The sequence below is a fragment of the Streptomyces solicamelliae genome (assembly GCF_045348655.1).
Classification (GTDB): Bacteria; Actinomycetota; Actinomycetes; order Streptomycetales; family Streptomycetaceae; genus Streptomyces; species Streptomyces solicamelliae.
The window spans coordinates 782131-807262 of record NZ_CP160404.1; the positions used below are offsets into that span (position 1 = coordinate 782131).

General features: G+C 72.8%; 24 protein-coding genes. 14 read left to right on the forward strand and 10 right to left on the reverse strand.

What is annotated here, in order from left to right; translation table 11 throughout:
• Positions 1 to 12 precede the first annotated feature (12 nt).
• The gene (locus ABZO31_RS03620) at positions 13 to 147 is read right to left on the reverse strand and encodes a hypothetical protein (protein ID WP_406859459.1); all 135 of its coding nucleotides are present in this window, start codon (positions 145 to 147) and stop codon (positions 13 to 15) included.
• A gap of 256 nt (positions 148 to 403) precedes the next feature.
• Here ABZO31_RS03620 and ABZO31_RS03625 point away from each other — a divergent pair, with 256 nt between their 5' ends.
• Positions 404 to 2248 (forward strand): ABC transporter transmembrane domain-containing protein, encoded by a 1845-nt coding sequence (locus tag ABZO31_RS03625; RefSeq protein ID WP_406859460.1) that lies wholly within the window; start codon positions 404 to 406, stop codon positions 2246 to 2248.
• Complete coding sequence (locus tag ABZO31_RS03630) at positions 2245 to 4026, forward strand: ABC transporter ATP-binding protein (RefSeq protein WP_406859462.1); 1782 nt, start codon at positions 2245 to 2247, stop codon at positions 4024 to 4026. The genes ABZO31_RS03625 and ABZO31_RS03630 overlap by 4 nt, the downstream gene beginning before the upstream one ends.
• A gap of 51 nt (positions 4027 to 4077) precedes the next feature.
• On the opposite strand, the gene ABZO31_RS03635 is transcribed toward ABZO31_RS03630, so the two are convergent.
• The 3 genes from ABZO31_RS03635 to ABZO31_RS03645 form a co-directional block, all read right to left on the reverse strand.
• On the reverse strand, positions 4078 to 5256 hold the full coding sequence (locus ABZO31_RS03635; protein ID WP_406859463.1) for a hypothetical protein: 1179 nt from the start codon (positions 5254 to 5256) through the stop codon (positions 4078 to 4080).
• Between the two features lie 179 nt (positions 5257 to 5435).
• Complete coding sequence (locus ABZO31_RS03640) at positions 5436 to 6407, reverse strand: tetratricopeptide repeat protein (protein WP_406859464.1); 972 nt, start codon at positions 6405 to 6407, stop codon at positions 5436 to 5438.
• 12 nt (positions 6408 to 6419) lie between these two features.
• Positions 6420 to 7205 (reverse strand): metal-dependent hydrolase, encoded by a 786-nt coding sequence (locus tag ABZO31_RS03645; protein WP_406859465.1) that lies wholly within the window; start codon positions 7203 to 7205, stop codon positions 6420 to 6422.
• A 71-nt stretch (positions 7206 to 7276) separates the two neighbouring features.
• Between ABZO31_RS03645 and ABZO31_RS03650 the strand changes: the two genes are divergently transcribed.
• Together ABZO31_RS03650 and ABZO31_RS03655 are read left to right on the forward strand one after the other, a co-directional pair.
• A complete protein-coding gene (locus ABZO31_RS03650) occupies positions 7277 to 9850 on the forward strand; it encodes a DEAD/DEAH box helicase (RefSeq protein WP_406859466.1) in 2574 nt (857 codons plus the stop codon).
• 12 nt (positions 9851 to 9862) lie between these two features.
• Positions 9863 to 10726, forward strand: a complete 864-nt coding sequence (locus tag ABZO31_RS03655) for an acyl-CoA thioesterase (RefSeq protein ID WP_406859467.1) — start codon at positions 9863 to 9865, stop codon at positions 10724 to 10726.
• An 11-nt stretch (positions 10727 to 10737) separates the two neighbouring features.
• Here the strand turns inward: ABZO31_RS03655 and ABZO31_RS03660 are convergent, their stop codons facing one another.
• Positions 10738 to 10953 carry a DUF6011 domain-containing protein gene (locus tag ABZO31_RS03660; protein WP_406859468.1) on the reverse strand — a complete coding sequence of 72 codons (216 nt, stop codon included), beginning with the start codon at positions 10951 to 10953 and terminating at the stop codon, positions 10738 to 10740.
• A gap of 45 nt (positions 10954 to 10998) precedes the next feature.
• Between ABZO31_RS03660 and ABZO31_RS03665 the strand changes: the two genes are divergently transcribed.
• A complete protein-coding gene (locus tag ABZO31_RS03665; protein ID WP_406859470.1) occupies positions 10999 to 11484 on the forward strand; it encodes a glutathione peroxidase in 486 nt (161 codons plus the stop codon).
• A 197-nt stretch (positions 11485 to 11681) separates the two neighbouring features.
• Complete coding sequence (locus ABZO31_RS03670; protein WP_406859471.1) at positions 11682 to 12473, forward strand: putative protein N(5)-glutamine methyltransferase; 792 nt, start codon at positions 11682 to 11684, stop codon at positions 12471 to 12473.
• 15 nt (positions 12474 to 12488) lie between these two features.
• On the opposite strand, the gene ABZO31_RS03675 is transcribed toward ABZO31_RS03670, so the two are convergent.
• The 3 genes from ABZO31_RS03675 to ABZO31_RS03685 form a co-directional block, all read right to left on the reverse strand.
• On the reverse strand, positions 12489 to 13334 hold the full coding sequence (locus ABZO31_RS03675; protein ID WP_406859472.1) for a hypothetical protein: 846 nt from the start codon (positions 13332 to 13334) through the stop codon (positions 12489 to 12491).
• Positions 13335 to 13340: 6 nt separating this feature from the next.
• Positions 13341 to 14696 (reverse strand): cytochrome P450, encoded by a 1356-nt coding sequence (locus ABZO31_RS03680; RefSeq protein WP_406859473.1) that lies wholly within the window; start codon positions 14694 to 14696, stop codon positions 13341 to 13343.
• 215 nt (positions 14697 to 14911) lie between these two features.
• A complete protein-coding gene (locus ABZO31_RS03685; RefSeq protein ID WP_406859474.1) occupies positions 14912 to 16141 on the reverse strand; it encodes an acyl-CoA dehydrogenase family protein in 1230 nt (409 codons plus the stop codon).
• Positions 16142 to 16314: 173 nt separating this feature from the next.
• Between ABZO31_RS03685 and ABZO31_RS03690 the strand changes: the two genes are divergently transcribed.
• Positions 16315 to 16959, forward strand: a complete 645-nt coding sequence (locus ABZO31_RS03690) for a TetR family transcriptional regulator (RefSeq protein ID WP_406859475.1) — start codon at positions 16315 to 16317, stop codon at positions 16957 to 16959.
• A 20-nt stretch (positions 16960 to 16979) separates the two neighbouring features.
• Here ABZO31_RS03690 and def read toward each other — a convergent pair whose 3' ends face one another.
• Positions 16980 to 17540, reverse strand: coding sequence for a peptide deformylase (gene def, locus ABZO31_RS03695; RefSeq protein ID WP_406859476.1), 561 nt, complete (start codon positions 17538 to 17540; stop codon positions 16980 to 16982).
• Positions 17541 to 17654: 114 nt separating this feature from the next.
• Here def and ABZO31_RS03700 point away from each other — a divergent pair, with 114 nt between their 5' ends.
• The 5 genes from ABZO31_RS03700 (at position 17655) to ABZO31_RS03720 (ending at position 22219) form a co-directional block, all read left to right on the forward strand.
• Positions 17655 to 18902 carry a Mur ligase family protein gene (locus ABZO31_RS03700; protein ID WP_406859477.1) on the forward strand — a complete coding sequence of 416 codons (1248 nt, stop codon included), beginning with the start codon at positions 17655 to 17657 and terminating at the stop codon, positions 18900 to 18902.
• Between the two features lie 33 nt (positions 18903 to 18935).
• The gene (locus tag ABZO31_RS03705) at positions 18936 to 19664 is read left to right on the forward strand and encodes a type 1 glutamine amidotransferase (protein ID WP_406859478.1); all 729 of its coding nucleotides are present in this window, start codon (positions 18936 to 18938) and stop codon (positions 19662 to 19664) included.
• Positions 19665 to 19852: 188 nt separating this feature from the next.
• The gene (locus tag ABZO31_RS03710; protein ID WP_406859479.1) at positions 19853 to 20878 is read left to right on the forward strand and encodes a 6-phosphofructokinase; all 1026 of its coding nucleotides are present in this window, start codon (positions 19853 to 19855) and stop codon (positions 20876 to 20878) included.
• 106 nt (positions 20879 to 20984) lie between these two features.
• The gene (locus ABZO31_RS03715) at positions 20985 to 21935 is read left to right on the forward strand and encodes a cytochrome c oxidase assembly protein (RefSeq protein WP_406859480.1); all 951 of its coding nucleotides are present in this window, start codon (positions 20985 to 20987) and stop codon (positions 21933 to 21935) included.
• Positions 21936 to 22012: 77 nt separating this feature from the next.
• A complete protein-coding gene (locus ABZO31_RS03720) occupies positions 22013 to 22219 on the forward strand; it encodes a hypothetical protein (protein WP_406859481.1) in 207 nt (68 codons plus the stop codon).
• A 20-nt stretch (positions 22220 to 22239) separates the two neighbouring features.
• On the opposite strand, the gene ABZO31_RS03725 is transcribed toward ABZO31_RS03720, so the two are convergent.
• Complete coding sequence (locus tag ABZO31_RS03725; protein WP_406859482.1) at positions 22240 to 23259, reverse strand: DUF3048 domain-containing protein; 1020 nt, start codon at positions 23257 to 23259, stop codon at positions 22240 to 22242.
• Between the two features lie 101 nt (positions 23260 to 23360).
• Between ABZO31_RS03725 and ABZO31_RS03730 the strand changes: the two genes are divergently transcribed.
• Complete coding sequence (locus ABZO31_RS03730; protein ID WP_406865244.1) at positions 23361 to 24047, forward strand: lysophospholipid acyltransferase family protein; 687 nt, start codon at positions 23361 to 23363, stop codon at positions 24045 to 24047.
• A 42-nt stretch (positions 24048 to 24089) separates the two neighbouring features.
• Positions 24090 to 25118 (forward strand): NAD-dependent epimerase/dehydratase family protein, encoded by a 1029-nt coding sequence (locus tag ABZO31_RS03735; RefSeq protein ID WP_406859484.1) that lies wholly within the window; start codon positions 24090 to 24092, stop codon positions 25116 to 25118.
• Positions 25119 to 25132 lie beyond the last annotated feature (14 nt).

The window sequence follows — 25132 nt, forward strand, 5'->3', positions numbered from 1 at the left end:
CCCGCCTGTGTCTCAGCAGAAGTAACCGACCCCGCCCGGCTGTTCGCGGGCGGGCGTCGCCTCGCCCGCGCGCTCGGGGTCGACGTACGGCTCGCCGCTGACGGCGACGGCGACGCGGTGCGGATTGCCGCGGAACGTTCCGGCCATGACTCAGCCCCTCGCGAGTGGTGTCCTTCCCCGCCCGTCGTGACACGGCACGGCACGGGGGCGCTCCTGAAGTCTGTGCGCGGGCTCGGCACGCCGCCTGCGCTGCCGTACGAACGGGTGATCCGTCCACCCGCGGGCGTCGGGGCCGGATGCCGGGGCCACGCCCCGGAGCGCTTGTGAGATCTTGGCGCGTTCTGTGCCGTGTTGCCGGAAAACCGTTTGCCGGGGGCCACCCCGGACGGCGAACGTTGCATGAGTGCAGATCCGTGAGCTTCCGTATGCCGATCCAGGCGTCCCCGATGTCCGCTCGGGCACCCGGTTCCTCCTCTGGCTGGGCCGCAATCAGCTGGGCGGGCAGGTCAAGGCGATGCTCTGGGGCCTGCTGCTCCAGCTCGGCATCGCCGGGCTGCCGCTCGGTGTCGGCTTCGCCGTCCAGGCCGTCGTGGACGGCAGCGGCGGCCGGCTTGCCCTCGCCGGCGGGCTGATCGCGCTGCTCGGTGTGGTCATCGCCGTGGGCGACGCCATGCTTCACCGCGTCGCCGTCACCAACTGGATCACCGCCGCCGCGCGGGTGCAGCAGCTGCTGTCCCGCAAGACCGCCGAGCTCGGCTCCGTGCTGACCCGGCGGGTCGCCGCGGGCGAGGTCGTCGCGGTGTCCACGGGCGACGTGGAGAAGATCGGCTGGTTCGTCGAGGCGCTCTCGCGCTTCGCGGCCGCCGCGCTCACCCTCGTCCTCGTCTGCGTCGGCCTCGTCGTGTACCAGCCCGCGCTCGGCGCCGTCGTCGCGGCGGGCGTCCCGGTGCTCGCCCTGGCCGTGCTGCCGCTCCTGCCGCGCGCCACCAAGCGCGCCGACGAGCAGCGCGAGAAGGCGGGCCGGGCCACCGAACTCGCCTCCGACACCGTCGCCGGACTGCGCGTGCTGCGCGGCATCGGCGGTGAGGAGCTGTTCCTCGGCCGCTACCGGGCCGCCTCGCAGGAGGTCCGCCGGGCGGCCGTGCGCAGCGCCCGGATGTGGGCGCTGATCGCGGCCGTCCAGGTGGTGCTGCCGGGGCTGCTGCTGCTCGCGGTCGTCGCGTACGGGGCGCGGCTGGCGCTCGACGGGCGGATCGCGGTCGGTGAGCTGGTCACCGTGTACGGCATGGTGGCGCTCACGTACCAGCCGCTGCGGCACTTCGAGGAGATCGCCATGGCGTACTCCTTCTCCAAGCCGTCGGCGAGGCGGGCCGCGCGCGTCCTGTCGCTGAAGCGGACCACGACCACCTCGGACGAGCGCGCCCACACCCGGGCCACGGCGCTCGGCGGCGACCTGTACGACCCCGCCACCGGCGTCCTCGCCCCGGCCGGACTGCTCACCGCCGTGGTCTGCGGCGACCCGGACGCGGCCGGACGGCTGGCGGACCGGCTCGGCGGCCATCCCGCGGAGCCGGACGAGGCGCACGCCTCGGTCCTGCTCGGCGCGGTGCCACTGGACGAGCTGCCGCTGGGCACCGCCCGCACCGCCGTGCTCGTCCAGGACAAGGACCCGGTGCTGCTCTCGGGCACTCTGCGGGAACTCCTGGACGTGCCGTCGTCGGGCAAGATCGCGGCGGCGCAGGCGCTGGACGCGGCGCAGTGCGGCGACGTGCTCGAAGCGCTGGCCCAGGCGTCGGTGGACACCGACGGCGACCCGATGCGCACCCGGATCACCGAGCGCGGACGCTCGCTCTCCGGCGGTCAGCGGCAGCGCCTGGCGCTGGCGCGTTCGCTGGTCACCGACCCGGAGGTGCTGGTGCTCGACGAGCCGACGTCGGCGGTCGACTCGCACACCGAGTCGCGGATCGCGGCAGGCGTGGCCCGGCTGCGGCAGGGCCGGACGACGGTCGTGCTCGCCTCCTCACCCCTGCTGCTCGACCGCGCGGACCGGGTGGTCCTGGTCCACGAGGGGCAGGCCGTGGCGGTCGGCACGCACCGTGAACTGCTGCGCACCGAGCCCCGGTACCGGTCCGTCGTCACCCGGGAGACGGACGAGGAACTCGCGGATCTGAAGGCGCTCGACGACGAGATCGTGGACGAACTCGACGACGAGCTCGAACTCGCGGAAGCGGAAGGAGAGTCGGCATGATCGGCATCGCACCGCCGGAGTACGACCCGGCGGCGCCGACGTCGGCGACCACCCTGCCCGTCGGCACGACGGCGACGGTCCGCGGGTACGTACGGGAGCTGCTCCGCCGGCACCGTACGGCCTTCGTGGCGCTGGTGAGCGTCAACGCGGTGGCCGTGGTGGCCTCGATGGTCGGCCCGTACCTGCTCGGCGGGCTGGTCGAGCGGCTGGCCGACGGGGCGCGCGAGCTCCGTCTCCCGTACGTCGTCGGCCTGTTCGCGGCGGCGCTGCTGGTGCAGGCCCTGTTCGTCCGGATGGTGCGGCTGCGCGGGGCGATGCTCGGCGAGGAGATGCTGGCCGATCTGCGCGAGGACTTCCTCGTGCGGTCGGTGGGCCTGCCGCCGAGCGTCCTGGAGCGGGCCGGCACGGGTGATCTGCTGTCCCGGATCACCACGGACGTCGACCGGCTCTCCAACGCGATGCGCGAGGCCGTGCCGCAGCTGGCGATCGGCGTGGTGTGGGTCGGGCTGCTGGTCGGCGGCCTGACCCTCACCGCGCCGCCGCTGGCACTGGCCGTGGTGGTCGCCGCGCCGCTGCTGATCGTCGGCTGCCGCTGGTACTTCAAGCGGGCGGGCGCGGCGTACCGCTCGGAGGCGGCGGGGTACGCGGCGGTCGCCGCCGCGCTCGCCGAGACCGTCGACGCGGGCCGGACCATCGAGGCGCACCGGCTCGGTGCGGGCCGGGTCGCGCTGTCCGACCGGCGGATCACGGAGTGGACGGCCTGGGAGCGGTACACGCTCTTCCTCCGCACCGTGCTGTTCCCGGTCGTCAACCTGACCCACATGCTGGTGCTGGGCTCGGTGCTGATGATCGGCGGCGTCTTCGTCCTCAACGGCTGGATGAACGTGGGTCAGTTGACCACCGGCGCGCTGCTCGCGCAGATGCTGGTGGACCCGATCGGGATCGTGCTGCGCTGGTACGACGAGCTGCAGGTGGCCCAGGTGTCGCTGGCCCGCCTGGTCGGCGTGCGCGACATCGCGCCGGACGCCGGCGACGACGGGGTACGGCCCGAGGGCCGAGCGGTCCGGGCGGACGAGGTGCACTTCGGGTACCGCGAGGGCGTCGACGTCCTGCACGAGGTGTCGTTGGCCGTCGCCCCGGGGAGCCGGGTCGCGCTGGTCGGCCCGTCGGGCGCCGGCAAGTCCACGCTGGGCCGGCTGCTCGCGGGGATCTACGCCCCGCGCACGGGCACGGTCACCCTCGGCGCGGCCGAGCTGGCGCGCATGCCCGCGGAGCGGGTGCGGGAGCATGTGGCGCTGGTCAACCAGGAGCACCACGTGTTCGTCGGCTCGCTGCGGGACAACCTGCTGCTCGCCCGCACCGGCGCCGAGGACGCCGAACTGTGGGCGGCGCTCGGCGCGGTCGACGCGGACGGCTGGGCGCGGGCCCTGGACGAGGGCCTGGACACCGAGATCGGCTCGGGCGGTGCGGCGATGAGCCCGGCGCAGGCCCAGCAGATCGCCCTGGCCCGCCTGGTCCTGGCGGACCCGCACACCCTGGTCCTCGACGAGGCGACGTCGCTGCTCGACCCCCGGGCCGCCCGCCACCTCGAACGCTCGCTGTCCCGGGTGCTCGACGGCCGCACGGTCGTCGCCATCGCCCACCGCCTCCACACCGCCCACGACGCCGACGTCATCGCCGTCGTCGAGAACGGCCGCATCACCGAACTCGGCAGCCACAACGACCTGGTGACCGCCGACGGCGCGTACGCGGCGTTGTGGAGGTCGTGGCACGGGTGAGCCGGAAGTGCCACGCGGGACCCCGGGTGTCATCGGGGCCCCGCGGCTCGGCTACGGCGTCTCGACCGTCGGCAGGTAGGCCTGCTTCGAGGCGCAGTTCCAGATGACCGGCTGCATCCCTGCGGCGTTCACCGCCTGGCCGCCGACGCGGTCCCGGTCGGTGACGGCGTACGCGGCGGAGTGGCCGTCCGGCACGAGCCGAGGCAGCGCGAGCATGGGGCCGCTGCCCGGCCAGTACTGCGCCTGGCGCGGCGGGGCGGTCTCGGGCGGCCAGGGCCCCACGATGATCGAGTCCCAGGCGACGCCGACACTCACGCCGGTCGTCGGGCTGGTGTCCTCCAGGCTGCCCTGAGTGCGCTCGCCGAGGTTCGGCACGTCGCGGTGCTCCGCGTACGGCGGGGCCCAGGTCGTCCCGTTGCCCGAGTCGTGACGGGAGAAGCCGTACGAACCGACGATCCGGCCGTGCTCGTCGATCTCGCTCGGCTCGTAGTGGCTGTAGGTGTCGCCCGGGTAGGTCGGCGGCAACTCGGTTGCCGGGGCGGCGGGGTCGGCGGACCAGAGCAGCGCCGTGTTGTAGCCGTACTCCTCGTCCTGCACGCCGTCGCCGTGGCCGACGATCCGGCCGGCGTTGTTGATCGCGGTGACCTCCGCGACGCGGACGTGGGCCGGGACGGCCAGTTCGCGGCGGAGCGTGCTGCCGACCCATTCCAGGCCGACACTGCGGCCGTCCGGCACGTCCCGGTGGCCGACGATGTGGCCCCGGTCGTTGACGTCCGCCGCGTGGCCGCCGCCGGGCAGCAGGGTGACGGCGGTGGCACCGGGCCGGTAGCTGAAGGCCCGGGTCTCTCCGGCCTTCCGGATGGTCCCCACCATCAGTCCGTACCGGTTGACCGCCTCCACGGTGCCGCCCGCGAAGCCCTCGGGCAGCGGGACCCGGTGGACCCGCCGGCCGGTCCAGTAGACCGGCACGTTGCGGGACGCTCCCACCGCGAGGCCGAACCGGCCGATGTCGTTGACGCGGGTCCCGTACCCCCCGATGTCCGGTCCTCCGGTGCCCGGCGGCACCGACTGCAGGATCGTCACGGAGGGCTTGCACGTCCCTCCCGCCGCGCCCTCGGGCGTCACCGCCGCCTGCGCGGGCACGGCCACGGCGAGTGCGGCAAGTGCCGTCACCGCCGCCGCGGTCCCCCGTCCGCCGCCGCGCCCGAACCGTACTCTCCGTCTGTCCATGCGGACCCCCCAGTCCAACAGTCCGATGCCGACAGTCTTCTGACGGACCGTCGGCACGCATGGAGAGACATCATGGACGCTGCGGGACAGGATGGCCAGACGGCACGCGGCGCGACATCCCGGGCCATCGGAACCGGGGAGAGGGAGCGGATTCTCCGGCCCACCGCACCCGGACGGCATCACGCCGGCGTCGGCGACGCCACCAGCTCGCGAGCCTCCGCGGTCCGGTGGTGATCCGGACCGAACACGGCCGTGCAGGACGCCAGCGCCTTCTCGGCCTCCGCCCGTGCCTCCGGCGCGCGGCCCAGGCCGTGGAGGGCGCGGGCCGCGGCCAGGTCGGTCAGGCCCGTGTCACCGGCGTGGACGCCCGTGTCGTACAGACGGGCCGTGGTCACCTCGGCCAGGGCCTCCTCGTGACGGCCCTGACCGGACAGCGCACGGGCGAGGGCGGCGCCGAGGACCGGCAGCATGCGGGTGACGCCCGGTGCGGAGGCGGCCCGGACGGCCTGCGCGAGCGCCCCGCGGGCCACTGACTCGGCCTCGGTGTGGCGCTCCGCGCCGTTCAGGGCGTACGCGAGCACGATGCTCGCCGCCAGCCAGGGCGCGGTGGCCCCGGGCGCCCTGAGCCGGTCGGCACAGGCGGCGATCGCGAGGGCTTCCGCCTCGGCCTCCGGATGCCCGCCGAGCTGGGCCAGCGCCATGGCGCGGTTGGTCCGCAGCTGCAGGGTCCACGGGTGCTCGGGCCCGTTGATCCGGGTCATCTCGGGCAGCAGCCCGTCGTACGCGGCGACAGCCTCCTCGTGCCCGCCGCGCTGGCTCCGCAGCGTCTCCGCGAGCCCCAGGACGTGCACGCGCAGCGCGTCGTCCGGCAGGTGGCCGCGCGTGGCGGCGACGGCGCGGGCCTCGTCCTCCGCCTCCGCGAACCGGCCGGCGGCGTGCAGCACCGACACGAGGGCGAGCCGCGCCGAGACCATCACCGGATGCGTCGCGCCGAACAGGTGCCGGGCGTCGCGGACCACGGCCCGCAGCCCCTCCTCGGCCTCGGCGTGCCGCCCCTGGCCGGTCAGCGCGTGGGCGTCGCGGATCCGCCGCTCCAGGATCCGCGGGCTGCGGGAGCCCGCACCGCCGCGGAACAGCTCGAGTATCCCCACGACCCGCTCCCCCTACAGATAGCCGAGCGCCGACGCGCCCCCGACGCCGCCGAGCAGCATGAACGCGGGCATCAGCACCTTCAGCTCCACCCAGGAGCCGGCCCGGAACCGCATCGCCTTCGGCGGGCCGACCGGGTACCAGCGCTTGCGGCCCACCGGGATCGGCCACAGGATCGGGCAGCCGGAGACGGTCAGCGCGTCGCCGATGTCGTGCACCAGCGCGCCCAGCACGATCGGCAGGCCCAGCCACAGATAGTCCTGGCCGGCGAACAGCCAGTCGGCGCCGCTGCCGGGCTTGTCGAGGACGCCCGCGAGGATCCACGCGCTGGTCGCGCCGAGCAGCCACACGAGCACGTCGCTGGACATCCGGGCGGCCCGCCACAGCAGGCCCTCCACGGCCAGCACCAGGTGCACGAAGAGGATCCCGAGCACGGCCCAGCGGCCGCCGGTGATCGCCACCGCGGAGGCGCCGGCGCCGATCAGCACCGCCCAGACCCAGGTGTGGGTGAGGGTGCGGTGGCCGCCGGAGCGGCGCGGGTCGGCGGTGGAGCGCGTGGACTTGTAGACCGCGTACGAGAGCTTGTCGACGATCTCGCACAGCCCCCGCGAGACCGGCCCGAAGGCGCGCGAGATGGTCGCGGACTTGTGGTCGAGGTCCGGCGCGAGCGCCGCGCCCGCGCAGATGAGCGCGCCGACGACGAGTACCGGCCACGGCATGGGGTGTCCGAAGCCGGCCGCGGCCGCCCCGACGCCCAGCCAGGCCGCCGCTCCCGACAGCGAGTGCGCCGGTCCCATCATGGTCGTTCCCGCCCCATTCGTCGTACGCCGGCGCTCAGTTGACGACCGGTCGACGGGGCATCGTATCCTCCGTGATCTTCGGGCCGACGGCCGGTTCCCTCATCCGGGGGGAATCCAGGCAAGATGGGGGCGTGACCCTTATCGATCAGCTGCCTGCGACCGCCGACCCCGACGCCCTCTTCGAGGCCTTCTCCTCCTGGGCGGAGGGCCGGGGCATCACGCTCTACCCGGCCCAGGAGGAGGCGCTGATCGAGGTGGTCTCGGGGGCCAACGTGATCCTCTCGACCCCGACCGGCTCCGGGAAGTCGCTGGTCGCGGCGGGTGCGCACTTCGCGGCGCTGGCGAACGACCAGGTCACCTTCTACACGGCGCCGATCAAGGCGCTGGTGTCGGAGAAGTTCTTCGACCTGTGCAAGATCTTCGGCACCGAGAACGTGGGCATGCTGACCGGCGACGCCTCCGTGAACGCGGACGCGCCGGTGATCTGCTGCACGGCCGAGGTGCTGGCGTCGATCGCGCTGCGCGACGGCAAGGACGCCGACATCGGCCAGGTTGTGATGGACGAGTTCCACTTCTACGCGGAGGCGGACCGCGGCTGGGCCTGGCAGATCCCGATCCTCGAACTGCCGCAGGCGCAGTTCGTGCTCATGTCGGCGACGCTCGGCGACGTGTCGATGTTCGAGAAGGACCTGACCCGGCGGACGGGGCGGCCGACGGCCGTGGTCCGCTCGGCGACGCGGCCGGTGCCGCTGTCGTACGAGTACGAGCTCACGCCGATCACGGAGACGCTGACCGAGCTGCTGGAGACCAAGCAGGCGCCGGTCTACATCGTCCACTTCACGCAGGCGCAGGCCGTCGAGCGGGCGCAGTCCCTGATGAGCATCAACATGTGCTCGCGGGAGGAGAAGGACGCCATCGCCGAGATGATCGGCAACTTCCGGTTCACCACGAAGTTCGGCAAGAACCTCTCGCGGTACGTGCGGCACGGCATCGGCGTGCACCACGCGGGCATGCTGCCGAAGTACCGGCGGCTCGTGGAGAAGCTGGCGCAGGCCGGTCTGCTGAAGGTCATCTGCGGCACCGACACGCTGGGCGTGGGCGTGAACGTGCCGATCCGCACGGTGCTGTTCACGGCGCTGACGAAGTACGACGGCAACCGGGTGCGCACGCTGCGGGCCCGCGAGTTCCACCAGATCGCCGGCCGCGCGGGCCGGGCCGGCTTCGACACCGCCGGCTTCGTGGTGGCGCAGGCGCCGGAGCACGTGATCGAGAACGAGAAGGCGCTGGCGAAGGCGGGCGACGACCCGAAGAAGCGCCGCAAGGTGGTCCGCAAGAAGGCCCCGGAGGGCTTCGTCGCCTGGTCGGAGAACACCTTCGAGAAGCTGATCGCCTCCGAGCCGGAGCCGCTGACCTCACGCTTCCGGGTCACCCACACGATGCTGCTCTCGGTGATCGCCCGGCCGGGCAACGCCTTCGAGGCGATGCGCAAGCTCCTGGAGGACAACCACGAGCCGCGGAAGAACCAGCTGCGGCACATCCGCCGGGCCATCGCGATCTACCGGTCGCTGCTCGACGGAGGCGTCGTGGAGCGGCTGGAGACGCCGGACGCGGAGGGCCGCACGATCCGGCTGACGGTCGACCTGCAGCAGGACTTCGCGCTGAACCAGCCGCTGTCGACGTTCGCGCTCGCCGCGTTCGACCTGCTGGACCCTGAGTCGCCGTCGTACGCGCTGGACATGGTGTCGGTGGTGGAGTCGACGCTGGACGACCCGCGGCAGATCCTCGCGGCGCAGCAGAACAAGGCGCGCGGCGAGGCGGTCGGCGCGATGAAGGCCGACGGGGTCGAGTACGAGGAGCGGATGGAGCGGCTCCAGGACATCTCGTACCCGAAGCCGCTGGACGAGCTGCTGTGGCACGCGTACGACACGTACCGGAAGTCCCACCCGTGGGTCGGCGACCACCCGGTGTCGCCGAAGTCGGTGATCCGGGACATGTACGAACGGGCGCTGTCGTTCACCGAGTTCACCTCGCACTACGAGCTGGCCCGCACCGAGGGCATCGTGCTGCGCTATCTCGCGAGCGCGTACAAGGCGCTCGACCACACCATCCCGGACGATCTGAAGACCGAGGACCTGGAGGACCTGATCGCCTGGCTGGGCGAGATGGTGCGCCAGGTGGACTCCTCGCTGCTCGACGAGTGGGAGCAGCTGGCGAACCCGGAGCTGGAGAGCGCCGAGGAGGCCCAGGAGAAGGCCGACCAGGTCAAGCCGGTCACCGCGAACGCCCGCGCCTTCCGGGTGCTCGTGCGCAACGCGATGTTCCGCCGGGTGGAGCTGGCGGCGCTGGACCAGGTGGACCAGCTGGGCGAGCTGGACGGCGAGTCGGGCTGGGACGCGGACGCCTGGGGCGAGGCGATGGACGGGTACTGGGACGAGTACGAGGACCTCGGCACCGGCCCGGACGCGCGCGGCCCGAAGCTGCTGGCGATCGAGGAGGACCCGGAGCACGGGCTGTGGCGCGTCCGGCAGACCTTCGCGGACCCGAACGGCGACCATGACTGGGGCATCAGCGCGGAGGTGGACCTGGCCGCCTCCGACGAGGAGGGCCGTGCGGTGGTCCGTGTGACGTCGGTCGGACAGCTGTAGAAGGAGCATGAGGTGACCAACGCCGCCGAGAGGCTCGTGGATCTGCTCGACCTGGAGCGGATCGAGGTGAACATCTTCCGCGGCCGCAGTCCGCAGGAGTCGCTGCAGCGGGTCTTCGGCGGGCAGGTCGCCGGGCAGGCGCTGGTCGCGGCCGGGCGGACGACGGAGCAGGACCGGCCGGTGCACTCGCTGCACGCCTACTTCCTGCGGCCGGGCCGGCCGGGCGTGCCGATCGTGTACCAGGTGGAACGGGTGCGGGACGGCCGGTCGTTCACCACGCGGCGGGTCACCGCGATCCAGGAGGGCCGGACGATCTTCAATCTGACGGCCTCGTTCCACAAGCCGGAGGAGTCGGCGTTCGAGCACCAGCTCCCGCCGCGGCACCTCACCGACCCGGAGAGCCTGCCCCAGCTCGCGGACGAGATCCGCGACCACCTCGGCACGCTGCCGGAGGCGCTGGACCGGATGGCCCGGCGGATGGCTTTCGACATCCGCTACGTGGACCGGCTGCGCTGGACGAAGGACGAGGTCAGGGGCGCGGACCCGCGCAGCGCGGTGTGGATGCGCGCGGTCGGCCCGCTGGGCGACGACCCGCTGGTGCACACCTGCGCCCTGACGTACGCCTCGGACATGACGCTCCTGGACGCGGTGCGGATCCCGGTGGAGCCGCTGTGGGGGCCGCGGGGCTTCGACATGGCGTCCCTGGACCACGCGATGTGGTTCCACCGCCCGTTCCGCGCCGACGAGTGGTTCCTGTACGACCAGGAGTCCCCGATCGCCACCGGCGGCCGCGGTCTGGCCCGGGGCCGCATCTACGACCGCGAGGGCCGGCTGCTGGTGTCGGTGGTCCAGGAGGGCCTGTTCCGGAAGCTGTAGGGCTGTGGGGCTCAGACGCCGGGCAGGGTGTCCTGCTCGACCTCGTGCCGCCGGGTACGGATGTCCGGGCCCGGCGGGTGGAGTTTCGCGTCGCAGGACGGGCCGAGGCCGGTGCGGCGGGAATCGGCGCCGGTGAGGGGGCGGCCGCAGAGCCGGCACCACACGCGGCGCGGTGTTCCGTCGGCCGGTGCGGAATCGATCTCGATCGTCAGCGGTTCTTCACCCATGCTGGGATCCAACCCTATTCCCGTTCCGGAACCGAGGAGCTTTTCGTGGCCCTGTACGACATCCCCCTGAAGACCCTGTCCGGCGAGCCGACCTCGCTGGCCGACTTCCGCGACCGTGCCGTCCTGGTGGTCAACGTGGCCTCCAAGTGCGGGCTGACCCCGCAGTACGCCGGTCTGGAGCGGCTGCAGAAGGAGTACGGGGAGCGCGGCTTCACCGTGCTCGGCGTGCCGTGCAACCAGTTCGCGGGCCAGGAGCCGGGCAGCGCGGAGGAGATCCGGACCTTCTGCTCGACCACCTACGGCGTGAGCTTCCCGCTGCTGGAGAAGACGGACGTGAACGGTGCGGAGCGGCACCCGCTGTACGCGGAGCTGACGCAGATCGCGGACGCCGCGGGCGAGGCCGGCGACATCCAGTGGAACTTCGAGAAGTTCCTCGTCGGCCGCGACGGCACGGTGACCCGCTTCCGTCCGCGCACCGAGCCGGACGCCCCCGAGGTGGTCGCCGCGATCGAGGCGCAGCTCGCGGGCTGACGCCGGGCGTTCGTCCGGCCGACCGGCGCTCGCACACAGTGACGATCATGTAGTGTGTGCGGCGCCAGAGGCCGCGCACGATCCGAGGAGGTGGGACCCATTCACGCCATGCAGGCAGGGTGCTCCCCCTCGACGACCGTGTGGTCGGCCGGACGACGGTGACCGCGGGAGCGCCCCTCGCGTCCCGGAAGGTCCACATGTCCTACCCGTCGTACCCCTCTGATTCCCTCCGCTCCGCCACCGTCTCCCGTCTGCGCGCCGCAGGCTGCGTCTTCGCGGAGGACGAGGCGGAGCTTCTTCTCGCCGCGGCCCGCGACGCCGTGGAGCTCGACGCCATGGCCGCGCGGCGCGTGGCCGGGCTGCCCCTCGAACAGGTCGTGGGCTGGGCCGCCTTCTCCGGGCTGCGGATCGCCGTGGACCCCGGGGTGTTCGTGCCCCGCCGGCGCACCGAGTTCCTGGTCGGCTCCGCCGTGGGCCTGGCCCGGCCCGGGGCCGTCTGCGTCGATCTGTGCTGCGGGTCCGGCGCGGCCGCGGCCGTGCTGCTGTCGGCGGTGCCGGACGCGGAGGTGCATGCCTCGGACGTCGATCCGGCGGCGGTGCGCTGCGCGCGGCGCAACGTGGAGCCGCGCGGGGGCCGGGTGTACGAGGGCGACCTCTTCGGCCCGCTGCCGCGGGAGCTGCGCGGCCGGGTCGAGGTCCTGGTCGCGAACGTGCCGTACGTGCCCTCCGCCGAGGTCGGGCTGCTCCCGGCGGAGGCGCGCGAGCACGAGCCGCTGGTGGCGCTCGACGGCGGTGCGGACGGCCTGGACGTGCTGCGCCGGGTGGCCGCGGAGGCCGACGCGTGGCTGGCGCCGGGCGGTTCCCTGCTGTCGGAGACCAGCGAGCGGCAGTGCGCCGCGGCCCTCGACGCACTGGCCACGGCGGGCCTGACGCCGCGGGTGGTCACCGACGAGGACCTGTACGCCACGGTCGTCGTCGCCACCCGCTGAGTGCGGCCGCGCCGGTCATCCCCTCGGTGCGCCCCACCAGGTCCCGTACCGGCGATGGACGCGGTTCCAGTCCTCCTCCGGAGCGTCCTCGGGCACGGCCACGGGCAGGGACGTCGCCGTGTCGTACGCCTGCCGGGCCTGCGCCGCGGTGAGGTGGCGGCAGTTCCACAGCAGTCGAGCCATCTCCTGCGTCAGCGGGTCCGTGGGCTGCGACGGCTCCGGGAGTTCGACCCCCGTGATGGCGGCGAGGTCGCCCGGATCCATGCCGAGGGTGACCGCGAAGCCGGCCACCAGTTCCGGTGTCAGCGGGACGCGGCCCCGGCCGATGCCGTTGACCGTGGACGCGGCCGGGTACACCCGGCCACGGGTCAGCAGCGCCAGAGCCATGGCGCCGCTGGGCACGGAGTGCCCGAGCCGGTTGCCGCAGAGCAGGTTGACCAGCAGCGCGCCGGAGCCGCCCCGTCGTGGGTAGGAGACCCGCACCGGCTCCGACGGCCCGGTGACGGGTTCCCGGGGCAGTTCGCCGACCAGCCGGTGGACACGGTCCCGCTGGTCCGGCGGCAGCGCCATGGTGACCTTGAGCAGGCTCACCGTCCTGGCCCTCCCCGCCGGGTCCCACCGGGAGTGGGCGTCCGGCACCGGGACACCGGCCATCACGTGCAGATCCTCGGTGTGGAGGCCGAGGGCGGCGGCGAGGGCGTCCAGCTGACCGGGCGACGGGGGCGCCCCCCGCACCACCGTCCGGAGTTCCGCCTCCGGGATGCCGGACGCCGATGACAGGCGTCCGGCGTCCGTCCGGCGGTGGCGCAGCAGCCGGGTCAGGATCCCGCCGAAGCCCGGCTGCGGTTCACCCTCGTCCACGTGCGTCTACCGCGCCCGCAGCCTGACGCGGGCGGTGCCCAGGGCCTGGAGGGTGATGCCGGTGGCGAGGGGGACCTCGGTGTCGATGGCGTCCAGGTCGTACGCCTGCAGGAGCATCGCGAGGGCGATCACCGACTCCAGCATCGAGAAGTGCTGGCCGATGCAGGCGCGGGGGCCGCCGCCGAAGGGGAACCAGGCGTAGCGGGGGCGTTCGGCCTCCGCCTCTGGGGTGAAGCGGTCGGGGTCGAAGCGCTCGGCGTCCGGCCAGTGGCGGGGGTGACGGTGGGTGACCCAGGGGGCGACGATGACGTCGGCGCCGGCCGGGATGGTGTGGCCGCCGATCTCGGTGGCGGCGACGGCGCGGCGGCCGATGGCCGGGGCGGCCGGGAAGAGGCGCATGGCCTCCTTGAGGACCCGGGTGAGGTACGGCAGGCCGTCCAGGTCGGCGGCGGTGGGAACGCGGCCGGCGAGGACCCGGTCGACCTCCTCGTGGGCGCGCTTGCGCTCCTCGGGGTGGCGGGCGAGCAGGTGGAGGGCGAAGCCCAGCGAGGTGGCCGTGGTCTCGTGGCCGGCGAGCAGGAACACCAGTACCTGCTCGCGCAGTTCGCCGGGGTCGAAGCTGCGGTCCTCGGCGCTCTCCGCCTCGGCGAGCAGGCTGAGCAGGTCGTCGCCGCGGCGGCCGGAGGCCCGGCGTTCGGCGATGATCCGGTCGCAGACCGCGTACAGCTCCTCGTGCGCGGCGGCGGCTCGGCGGTTGCCGGGGGTGGGCCAGTCGCGGGGGACGTTGAGCGGCGAGAAGCCGCGGCGGAGCACGTAGTCGTTGATGACGGGGAAGGAGCGCTCGACGATCTCCACGGCGGTGTCGACGTCCGTGCCGAAGAGGATCCGGGCGACCGCGCGCAGCGCGAGCTCGGTCATCTCGTCGAGCACGTCGACGGTGGCGTCCTCGGCGTCCGCCCAGTCGGCGACGAGCTTCGCGACCTCGGCGGCGACCGCGTCCGCGTAGCCGTCGACGCGGCGCTTGGTGAACAGCGGCTGGACGAGCCGGCGCTGTCGCAGGTAGTCCTCGTCCTGGCTGGTCAGCAGGCCGTTGCCGAAGGACTCGCGGAGCTCCTGGTAGAAGTTGTTGTCCTTGCGGAAGTTGGCGGAGTCGGTGGCGAGCACCTGCTGGACGCCCTCGGCGGAGAAGACCCCGTACACGGTGGCGCGGACCCCGGGCGGTCCGGCGGTGATCCGTACGACGTCGCCGTGCTCGCGCTGGGCCTTGAGGAAGGTGCCGAGCGAGTCGTTCTTGAGGTCGAACATCGAGCCGAGCAGCGGGAGTCCCGCCGGTCCGGGAATCTCGGTTCCGGTGGTTGTCATGGATCCACGCCCCCTTGATCGTTTCCACGAACGATTCTGCCGCAGGACCGAACTCACGGGTAGCGTCTGGTGAACTCCCGTCCGGAATCGGCCGGTCGGCGGGTCAGCCGGTCGGCGGGTCGACCGGTCCCGACGCCGGCGCTCCGGCCCCCGAAGCCCGAGCGCCGGCTCCGCGCCCCCCACGGGAGCGGAGCCGGCGCGGCCCGTGGGGGGGGTCAGCGGATCTGCATCCCCGAGAGGGTGCGGGCGATGACCAGACGCTGGATCTCGCTGGTGCCCTCGAAGATGGTGTAGATCGCGGCGTCGCGGTGCATCCGCTCCACCGGGTACTCGCGGGTGAAGCCGTTGCCGCCGAGGATCTGGATGGCCTGGGCGGTGACCTTCTTGGCGACCTCGCTCGCGAACAGCTTGGACATGGAGCCCTCGGCCGCGGTGAACGGCTTGCCGGTGGTCGCCATCCAGGAGGCGCGCCAGACCAGGAGGCGGGCGGCGTCGATCTGGGTGCGCATGTCGGCCAGCTGGAAGGCGATGCCCTGGTTGTCGATGATCGGGCGGCCGAACTGCTCGCGGGTCTTGGCGTAGTCGAGGGCGACCTCGTACGCGGCGCGGGCGGTGCCGACGGCCATGGCGCCGACGGCCGGGCGGGACGCCTCGAAGGTGGCCATGGCGGCGTTCTTCACGCGCTCGCCGCCGCCCGCCTTGGCCTTCTCGCGGGCCCGGGCGAGCCGCTCGTCGAGCTTGTCCTTGCCGCCGAGCAGGCAGCTGCCGGGGATGCGCACGTCCTCCAGGACGACCTCGGCGGTGTGGGAGGCGCGGATGCCGTGCTTCTGGAACTTCTGCCCCTGGGACAGACCGGGGGTGTTCGGCGGCACGATGAAGGAGGCGTGCCCCTTGGAGCCGAGCTCGGCGTCGACGCAGGCGACGACGACGTGGACGTTGGCGATGCCGCCGTTGGTCGCCCAGGTCTTGGTGCCGTTGAGGACCCACTCGTCCTTGGCCTCGTCGTAGACGGCGCGGGTGCGCATGGAGGCCACGTCGGAGCCGGCGTCCGGCTCGGAGGAGCAGAAGGCGGCGACCTTGACGTCGTTGACGTCGCCGTACATCTGAGGGATCCAGGTGCCGATCTGCTCCTCGGTGCCGTTGGCGAGGACGCCGACGGCGGCGAGGCCGGTGCCGACGATCGACAGGGCAATGCCCGCGTCGCCCCAGAACAGCTCCTCCATCGCCATCGGGATGCCGAGGCCGGTCGGGTCGAAGAACTGCTGGGCGTAGAAGTCGAGCGAGTAGATGCCGAGCTTGGCGGCCTCCTGGATGATCGGCCAGGGGGTCTCCTCACGCTCGTCCCACTCGGCGGCGGCGGGGCGCATCACGTCCGCGGCGAAGCCGTGAAGCCAGTCACGGACCTGCTTCTGGTCGTCATTGAGATCGAGCGTGAACTCGGCCATTTTCCCTCCCAGCATTACGTTACTTGCAGTAACAACAGTCTGTTACTCGCAAGTAAGGTCTGTCAACCGGCGTCCCGTACCGGACGCCCGTCACGGCCCGGAACGCGCCGGGGGGCGGGTGGGTGTTACGTTGCGCAAGCCTTACGGAACATTCACGGGCGGGGAGACACACCATGGACACTGCACACCGGGCCGATCAGCAGAAGTCGGCCGCGCAGCGCCGGCGCGAGCTGCTCGAGGCGGCGGACCGTGTGGTGCTCCGGGACGGGCCGAAGGCCTCGATGAACGCCATCGCCGCGGAGGCGGGGATCACCAAGCCGATCCTCTACCGGCACTTCGGCGACAAGGGCGGGCTGTACCGTGCGCTGGCCAAGCGGCACACCGACGGGCTGCTCTCGGCGCTGCGGACGGCGCTGGACGCACCCGCCGACCGCCGACGGCGCGTGGAGGCGACCCTCGACACGTACCTCGCCTCGATCGAGGCGATGCCCCAGGTCTACCGGTTCCTGATGCATCCGAACGAGGAGACCCAGCAGACCGAGCAGGGCTTCGACGTGGGTCGGCACTCCGCGCCGCTGCTGCGGCGGATGGGCGAGGAGCTGGGCCAGGTGATCGCCGAGCGGATCGACCTGGGCCCCGGCGGGGACGCCATGGCCCGGATCTGGGGCCACGGCATCGTCGGCATGATGCACGCGGCCGGCGACTGGTGGCTCGGCGAACGCCCGTGCAACCGGGCCGAGTTGGTGAGCGCCCTGGCCGACCTGCTGTGGGGCCGGCTGGCCGAGGCGGAGGACCTGCCGGGCGCTCCGGGGTTCTAGACCCGGCGGTACGGGAGCGCTCAGCCCTCCAGCACGGCCACCCCGCCGCCCCACGGCTGCTTGCGGATCGACCGCAGCAGCCGGGAGCGCCGCCGGCCGGTGACGTGATCCGCGTACACCCCGCCCTCCAGGTGGTCGCACTCGTGCTGGAGGCAGCGGGCGAAGAACCCGGTGCCCTCGATCCGCACCGGCGTCCCGTCAAGACGTACACCCTCGACCACCGCGCGGTCGAAGCGCGGCGTCGGGGCCTCCAGACCGGGCAGGGACAGACAGCCCTCGGGGCCGCTGAACTCCTCCCCGTCCGCCTCGACCAGGCGCGGGTTGACCACGTGCCCCAGGTGCCGCACGTCCTCGTCGTCCGGGCAGTCGTACACGAAGACCCGCAGGCCCACGCCCACCTGGTTCGCCGCGAGACCGACGCCCTCGGCGGCGTACATCGTGGCGAACATGTCCTCCACGAGCCGGGCCAGTTCCGGGCCGAAGTCGGTGACCGGGGCGCAGGGCGCGTGCAGCACCGGGTCGCCGAGGAGGGTCATGGCGCGTACGAGGCCGGAAGTGCCGGGGATCGGGCGGTTTCGCATGACGGCAAGGTTACGTTCCGGCCTGACCTCGTCGTTTCGGCGGTGCCGCGGTTCGGGGCCCTGGCCGGATCTCGATAGGCTGAGCACGGACCGACGCAAGGAGGAACAAGGACGATGTCAGGACACCCCGGTAATCCAGAGCCGCTGTCGCCGCGCGCCAAGCTGGCCGTGACGGCGGGCAAGGCAGCCGCAGCGGTGTCGCGGGCGGCGGGACGCGGCAGCGGTTCGGTGATCGGCGGGCGGGTCGCGCTCAAGCTGGACCCCGACCTTCTGGCGCGGCTCGCGCAGCATCTGGACGTCGTCCTGGTGTCGGCGACCAACGGCAAGACCACGACGACCCGGCTGATCGCCGAGGCGCTGCGGGCCGCGGGTCCGGTCGTGTCGAACGCCCTGGGCGCCAACATGCCCGCGGGCATCACCTCCGCCCTGGCCGGCGGCTCGGACGCCAAGTACGGCGTGATCGAGGTCGACGAGAAGTACCTCGCGGGCGTCGCCCGGGACACCACGCCCAAGGCGATCGCGCTGCTGAACCTCTCCCGCGACCAGCTCGACCGCGCCGCCGAGACGCGGATGCTGGCGGAGAAGTGGCGTGAAGGGCTGAACGGCACCAAGGCCGTGGTCATCGCCAACGCGGACGACCCGCTGATCGTCTGGGCCGCCTCCTCCTCCCCCAACGTCGTGTGGGTGGCCGCCGGCCAGGAGTGGAAGGACGACGCCTGGTCCTGCCCGTCGTGCGGCGGTGTGCTGCAGCGCCCCGGCGACGACTGGTTCTGCGGCGACTGCGGCTTCCGCCGCCCCGCGCCGAGCTGGGCGCTCAACGGCGACCACGTGCTCGACCCGCACGGTTCGGCCTGGCCGATCCACCTCCAGCTGCCCGGCCGCGCCAACAAGGCGAACGCCACCACCTCCGCCGCGGTCGCCGCGGTGTTCGGGGTGCCGCCGCAGGTCGCCCTGGAGCGGATGTACCAGGTGCAGGCGGTGGCCGGCCGGTACGACGTCGTCAGCTTCCAGAACCGGGAGCTGCGGCTGCTGCTCGCGAAGAACCCGGCGGGCTGGCTCGAAACGTTTTCCCTCATCGACGGCCCGCCGGCCCCGGTGATCCTCTCCGTCAACGCGCGCGGCGCGGACGGCACGGACACCTCCTGGCTGTGGGACGTCGACTACGGCCGGCTGGCCGGACATCCGATCATGGTGATCGGCGACCGCAGGCTGGACCTGGCGGTCCGCCTCGAGGTCGCCGGTGTGGAGTTCCGCGTCTGCGAGACGCTCGACGAGGCCGTCCAGCTGGCCCCGCCCGGGCAGATCGAGCTGATCGCGAACTACACCGCCTTCCAGGACGTCCGCCGCCGCGTCGGCAACTGACCCGACCCGACCCCCTAGAGGACTTGGCAAGCAATGACTGACAGCAGCCTGCGTCTGGTCTGGGTCTACCCGGACCTGCTCAGCACCTACGGCGACCAGGGCAACGTGCTCGTCGTCGAGCGCCGCGCCCGCCAGCGCGGTCTCAGCGTCGAGCGGCTCGACGTGCGCAGCGACCAGCCGGTCCCGACGTCCGGCGACATCTACCTGATCGGTGGAGGAGAGGACCGTCCGCAGCGGCTCGCGGCCGAGCGGCTGGTCCGCGACGGCGGTCTGAGCCGGGCCGCGGCCAACGGCGCGATCATCTTCTCGGTCTGCGCCGGCTACCAGATCCTGGGCCACGAGTTCGTCAACGACGTCGGCGAGCGCCAGCCCGGCCTGGGCCTGCTCGACGTGACCACGGTGCGCGGCGAGGGCGAGCGGTGCGTCGGCGACGTGCTCGCGGACATCGACCCGCACCTCGGCCTGCCCCAGCTCACCGGTTTCGAGAACCACCAGGGCGTCACGCACCTCGGCCCGACGGCCCGCCCGTTCGCCCGCACCGTGTTCGGCCGTGGCAACGGCACCGGGGACGGCACCGAGGGCGCGTACAACGACACCGTGTTCGGCACGTACATGCACGGCCCCGTCATGGCGCGCAACCCGCAGATCGCGGACCTGATGCTGAAGCTGGCCCTCGACGTCAACGCGCTGCCGCCGACCGACGACCGCTGGTACGAGGCGCTGCGCGCCGAGCGGATCGCGGCGGCCACGCAGACCGCCTGACGGGCTCCGGGGCCGGTGAACCGACTGCACGTCTGAGCGCCCATACGCCCATTGGATTCGTAAGTAAATACGACGTCCAAACTTTGGACATCCGGTAGGACCCCGCCGCTCGCCGACGATAGGGTGGCGGGGATCCAACCGGACGACGTGGTCCGGAGTCGGCCCACGTTGCAAAGGTATTTCGGGCTATGCGCATTGGTGTGCTCACCTCCGGCGGCGACTGCCCCGGTCTGAACGCCGTCATCCGCTCCGTCGTGCACCGCGCCGTCGTCGACCACGGCGACGAGGTCATCGGCTTCCACGACGGCTGGAAGGGCCTTCTGGAGGCGGACTACCGCAAGCTCGACCTGGACGCGGTGGCCGGCATCCTGGCCCGCGGCGGCACCATCCTCGGCTCCTCCCGGGTCCAGCCCGCGCATCTGGTCGACGGCGTCGAGCGGGCCAAGGGCCATGTCGCGGAGCTGGGTCTCGACGCGATCATCCCGATCGGCGGCGAGGGCACCCTCAAGGCCGCGACCCTGCTGTCGAACGCGGGCCTGCCGATCGTCGGCGTCCCCAAGACCATCGACAACGACATCGCGTCGACCGACGTCACCTTCGGCTTCGACACCGCCGTCGGCGTGGCCACCGAGGCCCTCGACCGCCTCAAGACCACCGCCGAGTCCCACCAGCGCGTGCTGATCGTCGAGGTCATGGGCCGGCACACCGGCTGGATCGCGCTGCACTCCGGCATGGCGGCCGGCGCCCACGCCATCGTCGTGCCCGAGCGGCCCTTCGACATGGACGAGCTCACCGCCCGGGTCGGCGCCCGCTTCGAGAACGGCAAGCGCTTCGCGATCGTCGTGGTCGCCGAGGGCGCGAAGCCGCGCGAGGGCTCCATGGACTTCAAGACCGCCGGTACCGACATCTACGGCCACGAGCGGTTCACCGGCGTCGCCAACCAGCTCTCCGTCGAGCTGGAGAAGCGCCTCGGCAAGGAGGCCCGTCCGGTGATCCTCGGGCACGTGCAGCGCGGCGGCACCCCGACCGCGTACGACCGGGTCCTCGCCACCCGCTTCGGCTGGCACGCCGTGGAGGCGGCGCACCGCGGCGAGTTCGGCATGATGACCGCGCTGCGCGGCACGGACATCACCATGGTCCCGCTCACGGAGGCCACCCAGACGCTGAAGACGGTCCCCGCGGACCGCTACGAGGAGGCCGAGACCGTGCTCTGAGCACGCGCCGCCACCCCTTCGTACCGCCCCCGGTCGCAGTCGCGGCCGGGGGCGGTTCTAGTCTGGTGCGGACACAAAGCGCGAATCGGGCTCCAGGAGTACACACATGGATCACAGCGGGCACGGCACGACCATGGATCTGCCGCCGTTCACGCTGGGACGGGCCCTGGAGTTCTCTCCCGACCTGTTCTTCCTGTTCGGCTGTCTCGCCGCACTCGGCCTGTACGGCTGGGGCGTGGCGCGGCTGCGCCGGCGGGGCGACAAGTGGGGCGCCGGCCGGACCGTCGCGTTCGCGATCGGTGTGCTCAGCATCGCGCTGGTGATGTGCACCAAGCTCAACGACTACGGCATGGTCATGTTCAGCGTGCACATGGTGCAGCACATGGTCGTCAGCATGGTCTCGCCCATCCTGCTGCTGCTCGGCGCGCCGATGACGCTGGCACTGCGGGCGCTGCCGGTGGCCGCCCGCGGCTCGCTCGGGCCGCGCGAGCTGCTCCTGAAGCTGCTGCACAGCCGGTACATGCGGATCATCACGCACCCGGCGTTCACGATCCCGATGTTCATCGCAAGCCTGTACGCGCTGTACTTCACGCCGCTGTTCGACTTCCTGATGGAGTCGAAGCCGGGGCACATCGCGATGATGGTGCACTTCCTGATGGTCGGCGTGGTGTTCTTCTGGCCGATCATGGGCATCGACCCGGGTCCGCACCGCCCCGGCTACGTGATGCGGATGCTGGAGCTGTTCGCGGGCATGCCGTTCCACGCGTTCTTCGGGATCGCCCTGATGATGGCGACCGAGCCGATGGTGAAGGCGTACGCGAACCCGCCTGTCTCGCTGGGCATCGACGCGCTCTCCGACCAGAACGCGGCGGGCGGGATCGCCTGGGCGTTCAGCGAGATCCCGTCGGTGCTCGTGCTGATCGCGCTGGTCTACCAGTGGTACCACTCCGAGCAGCGCCAGGCGGTCCGCGAGGACCGGAAGGCGGACCGGGACGGCGACCAGGAGCTGGAGGCGTACAACGCGTACCTCGCCTCGCTCCAGACCCGCGGCAGGTGATCCGCGCCCACTAGTGGCGCGGCCCGCGGCAGCGGAGGGACCATGGCGGGGACGGCCCCGGTCGGAGGAGGACAGCCATGTCCGGTCCCACGAAGTCGATGGGTGTGATCACCGTCGTCGCCCTGGTGCTGACGACCGCGTACACGGTGGCCCTGGGCAGCAACGGGCTGCTGTGGTTCGGCTGGGTCGTGCTCGGCCTGGTCACCCTCGGCATGGCGGCGGCGGACAGCGTCCCGCCGACGACGATGCCCCGGCCGGGACGGTCGCACGGGCCCACGTCCTGAGCGGCCTCGGCGCGGGCGGGTCACCGCGGCGCCAGGACCACCCAGACCTGGCCCCGGGCGAAGTTCAGCGGGGTCCCGGCCGGCGTGGTGAAGGCCGTGCCGGCGTCCTGCGTGGGCCGGTTCCAGCGGGCCTGGTGGCTCCGTCCGTCGCGCAGCACGACCGCGTTGCCGCTGCCGACGGTCTCGGTGTACGGGGAGACCGAACCGAACCGGTCGCGGAAACCGGAGGGGCGGACGGTGACGTACTGGATCACGACCGTCTCCGGGGTCAGCGCCCCGGTGTCGGTGCTGCGCCCCGCCCGGCCGTCCATCGCCACCCGCCAGGCCTTGTCCGGGGCGGACCAGGTGAAGGTGTAGCGGGCGGCCGGGAAGCGCACCGAGGTCGAGTTCACGGCGGTGCCGTCGGCCGGGGCGGAGCCGAAGCGGAAGCCGATGTCGCGGGCGCGCGTGGCGTCCGGAGCGGCGGCCAGCGCCCGCTCGGGACGCAGATACAGGTTGTGCGGGGCGGGCCGGGCGGGGTCGCGCACGAACGCGGCCGGGGTGTCGCCCTCGGTGACCGGGTACAGCGGGGCCGCCTCGATCAGCGGGTTCAGAGCGGACTGGGCGCCGGAGTAGGCGAGCACCGGGCGGCCGAAGGGACGCAGCAGGGAGAGGTCGGACTCGCGGGCGCTGCGGACCGGGCCGATCCGGTCGGGCAGGTGGGCCGAGTACACGGCGAGCAGCCGGGTCACGCCGCCCTCGACCTGCTCGACGTAGACCAGATCGGCGGTGCCGAGGCCGGTGGCCGGGCGGGCCGCCTGCACGTTGTCGATCTTCACGGCGAGGACCTGGGCGGGCTTGGCGGGCAGTCCGGTGAACGGGGAGCGGGCGGTCGGGCTCGCGGGCGCGCTCGGCGGCGGCGTACCGTCCGGCGGCGGGGTCTCCTGCGTGCCGTCCGAGGTGCAGCCGTACAGCCCGGCCGCCGTCACCGCGCTCAGGAGACTCAGGAGCGCGATGCGGATCGCACCGGGACGCCGTCGGTTTCTCGTCGCGCCGGGCATGGTTCTGCTCCCCCTCCAGTGGACCACGGGGGCGCTTGGTTGGACACTCTCAGTCGGATCTCCGCACAACGGGGTGCGGGGACATGGACGGGGGTCGCCTGGTGTTCTACCAGTTGCTGAAATACGTGTTGCTGGGCCCGATCCTGCGGCTGCTGTTCCGGCCGCGGATCGAGGGACTGGAGCACATTCCGGAGGAGGGCGCGGCGATCGTCGCCGGGAACCATCTGTCGTTCTCGGACCACTTCCTGATGCCGACGGTGCTGAAGCGGCGGATCACGTTCCTGGCCAAACAGGAGTACTTCACCGGGCCCGGCCTCAAGGGCCGGCTCACGGCCGCGTTCTTCCGCAGCGCCGGGCAGATCCCGGTGGACCGCTCCGGCAAGGAGGCCGGGCAGGCGGCGATCCGCGAGGGACTCGCGGTGCTGGCGAAGGACGAGCTGCTCGGGATCTACCCGGAGGGCACCCGCTCGCACGACGGCCGGCTGTACAAGGGCAAGGTGGGCGTGGCGGTGATGGCGCTGACGGCCGGGGTGCCGGTGGTGCCGTGCGCGATGGTGGGGACCTTCGAGATCCAGCCGCCCGGGAAGGTGCTGCCGCGGATCCGGCCGGTGACCATCCGCTTCGGGGAGCCGCTGGACTTCTCGCGGTTCGCGGGCATGGAGGGCGAGAAGGCGGTGGTGCGGGCGGTCACGGACGAGATCATGTACCGGATCCTGGAGCTGTCCGGACAGGAGTACGTGGACGACTACGCGGCCGTGGTGAAGGCCCGCGGCTCTGCCGAGAGCTGAGTCACTGGGCCGCGGGGCCCGGGGCGCCGTAGCGTCGCGATCATGACCAAGGGACACGCATTCGTACTGGGAGCGACGGGACAGGTGGGGCGGGCGGCCGTGCGGGCGCTCGCCGCGGACGGCTGGGAGGTGACGGCCGCCTCCCGCCGGGGCGGCGGAACGGACTCGGGCGGGACCCGCACGGTGGCGGTGGACCGCGACGAGGACGGCGCGCTGGCGCGGGCGCTCGGCGACGGCGTGGACGTGCTGGTGGACGTGGTCGCGTACGACGCCGGGCACGGCCGGCAGCTCACCGGGCTCGCGGACCGGATCGGCTCGGCGGTGGTGATCTCCAGCGGCGCGGTGTACGTCGACGACCGCGGCCGCGGCTTCGACACCCAGGACGAGCCGGACGGCTTCCCGCGCTATCCGGTGCCGGTCCTGGAGACCCAGCCGACGGTGCCGCCGGGCCACGGCACGTACGGCACGCGGAAGGTCGCGCTCGAGTACGAGGTGCTGCGGGCGGACGAGCGGCTGCCGACGACGGTGCTGCGGGCGGGCGCGATCCACGGCCCGTACTGCCCCGGCCCGCGCGAGGCGTGGTTCGTGAAGCGGGCCCTGGACGGACGGCCGGTGCGGCCGCTGGCGTACGAGGGCACGTCCCGGTTCCAGCCGGTGCACGTGGACAACCTGGCCGAGCTGATCCGGCTCGCGGCGGCCGCGCCGGCGCCGCGGGTGCTCAACGCCGCGGACCCCGAGGCCCCGACGGTCGCCGAGATCGGTGCGGCGATCGACGCGGTGCTGGGCGCGGAGAGCGAGACGGTGCTGCTGCCGGGGCCGCCGGAGGGCACGGTGGGGCAGACGCCGTGGACCTGCCCGCATCCGGTCGTGTACGACATGGCCACGGCGGAGCGGGAGTTGGGGTACCGGCCGGTGGTCTCGTACACCGACTCGCTGCCGGCGACGGTCGAGTGGCTGACCGGGCGGCTGCGGGAGCAGGACTGGCGGGAGGCGTTCCCGGGCCTGGTGAAGTACGGCGTGGACTTCTTCGACTACGCGGCGGAGGACGCCTGGCTGGCGGCCCGCGGCTGACAGGCGGAGAGGAG

Coding starts and splice junctions, on each gene's coding strand:
- ABZO31_RS03620 (WP_406859459.1), bottom strand. CDS start 147: ATGGCCGGAACGTTCCGCGGCAATCCGCACCGCGTCGCCGTCGCCGTC.
- ABZO31_RS03630 (WP_406859462.1), top strand. CDS start 2,245: ATGATCGGCATCGCACCGCCGGAGTACGACCCGGCGGCGCCGACGTCG.
- ABZO31_RS03635 (WP_406859463.1), bottom strand. CDS start 5,256: ATGGACAGACGGAGAGTACGGTTCGGGCGCGGCGGCGGACGGGGGACC.
- ABZO31_RS03645 (WP_406859465.1), bottom strand. CDS start 7,205: ATGATGGGACCGGCGCACTCGCTGTCGGGAGCGGCGGCCTGGCTGGGC.
- ABZO31_RS03660 (WP_406859468.1), bottom strand. CDS start 10,953: ATGGGTGAAGAACCGCTGACGATCGAGATCGATTCCGCACCGGCCGAC.
- ABZO31_RS03670 (WP_406859471.1), top strand. CDS start 11,682: ATGTCCTACCCGTCGTACCCCTCTGATTCCCTCCGCTCCGCCACCGTC.
- ABZO31_RS03680 (WP_406859473.1), bottom strand. CDS start 14,696: ATGACAACCACCGGAACCGAGATTCCCGGACCGGCGGGACTCCCGCTG.
- ABZO31_RS03685 (WP_406859474.1), bottom strand. CDS start 16,141: ATGGCCGAGTTCACGCTCGATCTCAATGACGACCAGAAGCAGGTCCGT.
- ABZO31_RS03690 (WP_406859475.1), top strand. CDS start 16,315: ATGGACACTGCACACCGGGCCGATCAGCAGAAGTCGGCCGCGCAGCGC.
- def (WP_406859476.1), bottom strand. CDS start 17,540: ATGCGAAACCGCCCGATCCCCGGCACTTCCGGCCTCGTACGCGCCATG.
- ABZO31_RS03700 (WP_406859477.1), top strand. CDS start 17,655: ATGTCAGGACACCCCGGTAATCCAGAGCCGCTGTCGCCGCGCGCCAAG.
- ABZO31_RS03705 (WP_406859478.1), top strand. CDS start 18,936: ATGACTGACAGCAGCCTGCGTCTGGTCTGGGTCTACCCGGACCTGCTC.
- ABZO31_RS03710 (WP_406859479.1), top strand. CDS start 19,853: ATGCGCATTGGTGTGCTCACCTCCGGCGGCGACTGCCCCGGTCTGAAC.
- ABZO31_RS03715 (WP_406859480.1), top strand. CDS start 20,985: ATGGATCACAGCGGGCACGGCACGACCATGGATCTGCCGCCGTTCACG.
- ABZO31_RS03720 (WP_406859481.1), top strand. CDS start 22,013: ATGTCCGGTCCCACGAAGTCGATGGGTGTGATCACCGTCGTCGCCCTG.
- ABZO31_RS03725 (WP_406859482.1), bottom strand. CDS start 23,259: ATGCCCGGCGCGACGAGAAACCGACGGCGTCCCGGTGCGATCCGCATC.
- ABZO31_RS03735 (WP_406859484.1), top strand. CDS start 24,090: ATGACCAAGGGACACGCATTCGTACTGGGAGCGACGGGACAGGTGGGG.